At 62.0% G+C, this 2,060-nt stretch carries 2 protein-coding genes; both read right to left on the reverse strand.

Features of this window, described 5'->3' with window-relative positions; all coding sequences use genetic code 11:
* Positions 1 to 489, reverse strand: a 489-nt coding sequence (locus ACRESD_RS10920; protein WP_431750921.1) for an ABC transporter permease subunit, incomplete at its 3' end; no start/stop codon positions are given.
* Positions 489 to 1,991 carry an urea ABC transporter permease subunit UrtB gene (gene urtB / locus ACRESD_RS10925; protein WP_431750922.1) on the reverse strand — a complete coding sequence of 501 codons (1,503 nt, stop codon included), beginning with the start codon at positions 1,989 to 1,991 and terminating at the stop codon, positions 489 to 491. The genes urtB and ACRESD_RS10920, both read right to left, overlap by 1 nt.
* Positions 1,992 to 2,060: the final 69 nt, after the last annotated feature.

Raw genomic sequence — 2,060 nt, forward strand, 5'->3', positions numbered from 1 at the left:
GGTCATGATCGAGAAATACACGCCCTTGATCCGCGAACGAAAGGCGAAGAAACCGAACACCAGCGCCAGCAACCCTGGCGCCAACACCACCAGGCACATCGCCCAGAGGAAGTGCTCGGTGCCCATCCAGTACCACGGCAGTTCAGTCCACGATAAAAAGGTCATGAACGCCGGCAGTTCATCGCCCGAAGCCTGGCGCATCAAGTACATGCCCATCGCATAGCCACCGAGAGCGAAGAACAGACCGTGGCCGAGGGACAACATCCCGGCGTAACCCCACACCAGATCTAGCGCGAGGGCGACGATGGCGTAGCAGAGGATCTTGCCAACCAACGTCAGGGTGTAGGCCGACACATGCAGCGGGCTTTCCGGCGATAGCAGCGAAAACAACGGCAGCGCCAGCAACAGGATCAGGATGACGGCGCCCACCGCGATCGTCACTTTTGGGCCGGCTTTTTGTGTGGCTGTGAGCATCAAGGGTTGGTTCATCAGTCGATCACCCGTCCTTTCAGTGCGAAGAGTCCCTGCGGACGTTTCTGGATAAACAGAATGATCAGCGCGAGGATCAGGATCTTGCCGAGCACGGCACCGATCTGGGGCTCGAGGATCTTGTTGGCAATGCCCAAACCGAAGGCGGCCATGACGCTACCGGCCAGTTGGCCGACACCGCCGAGCACCACGACGAGGAAGGAATCGATGATGTAGCTTTGCCCGAGGTCGGGACCGACGTTGCCGATCTGGCTCAGCGCCACGCCGCCCAAGCCAGCGATGCCGGAGCCCAGGCCAAACGCGAGCATATCCACACGCCCGGTCGGCACGCCGCAGCAGGCCGCCATGTTGCGGTTCTGGGTCACGGCGCGCACGTTGAGGCCCAGGCGGGTCTTGTTCAGCAGCAGCCAGGTGAGCACCACCACGCACAGCGCGAAGGCGATGATCACGATGCGGTTGTACGGCAGCACCAGGTTGGGCAGCACTTGAATACCACCAGACAGCCACGCCGGATTGGAGACTTCGACGTTCTGCGCACCGAATACCAGGCGCACCAGTTGGATCAGCATCAGGCTGATACCCCAGGTGGCGAGCAGGGTTTCCAGGGGGCGACCGTAGAGATGGCGAATCACCGTACGCTCCAAGACCATGCCTATGGCGGCGGTGACAAAAAACGCCACCGGCAGTGCGATCAACGGATAGAACTCGATGGCCTGTGGAACGTAGCGCTGCATCAGCAGTTGCACCACATAAGTGGAGTAGGCGCCGAGCATCAGCATTTCACCGTGAGCCATATTTATCACGCCGAGCAAACCGAAGGTGATCGCCAGTCCAAGGGCCGCCAGCAACAGGATCGAGCCCAGGGACATGCCGCTGAAGGCCTGGCCGAGAATCTCGCCCAGCATCAGTTTGCGTTTGACCTGGGCCAGGCTGGTTTCGGCGGCGGTGTGGACGGCGGCGTCGGTTTCAACGCCGGGGGCCAGCAACGCTTCCAGACGCGTGCGCGCCAACGGGTCTCCGGTGCTACCGAGCAAGCGCACGGCGGCCAGGCGCACCACCGGGTCGGGGTCCACCAGCTGCAGGTTGGCCAGTGCCAGACTGAGGGCGGTATGCACGTCCTCGTTGGTTTCGGCGGCGACCTGCTGGTCGAGAAATTTGAGCTGCGCAGGCTGTGCGCTTTTTTGCAGGATTACCGCTGCGCCGAGGCGCACCTTGGGGTCGGCGGCGAGTAGTTGTTGGCTGGCTTGTACGTTGTCGATCAGGCTGCGCAGGCGGTTGTTCAGGCGTACGGTCTTGGTTTCACCGTTGACCGTGAGTTGGCCTTGCAGCAGGGCGTCCACCAACGCGATACGTGCAGGGTCAGGCTGGGCGGCCCAGTCCTGGAGGAGCTTGGCTTGTTGGGCCGGGTTGGCGGCCAGGAAGTCTTCGGCGTCGCCGGCGTGTGCCGCAAAAGGCAGCAACAGCAGGGCCGTGAGGATGAAACGGTAGAGGGCAGTGGGCATAACAAAATGTCCTGATCATGTGCGGACAGTGTGGGCATAGGGCTTTGTGTGGGAGCTGGCTTGCCTGCG

It is taken from the genome of Pseudomonas sp. (assembly GCF_050739995.1).
Classification (GTDB): Bacteria; Pseudomonadota; Gammaproteobacteria; order Pseudomonadales; family Pseudomonadaceae; genus Aquipseudomonas.

Excerpts from the sequence above, each read along its gene's own strand:
- urtB (WP_431750922.1), bottom strand. The coding sequence starts at position 1,991 with ATGCCCACTGCCCTCTACCGTTTCATCCTCACGGCCCTGCTGTTGCTG.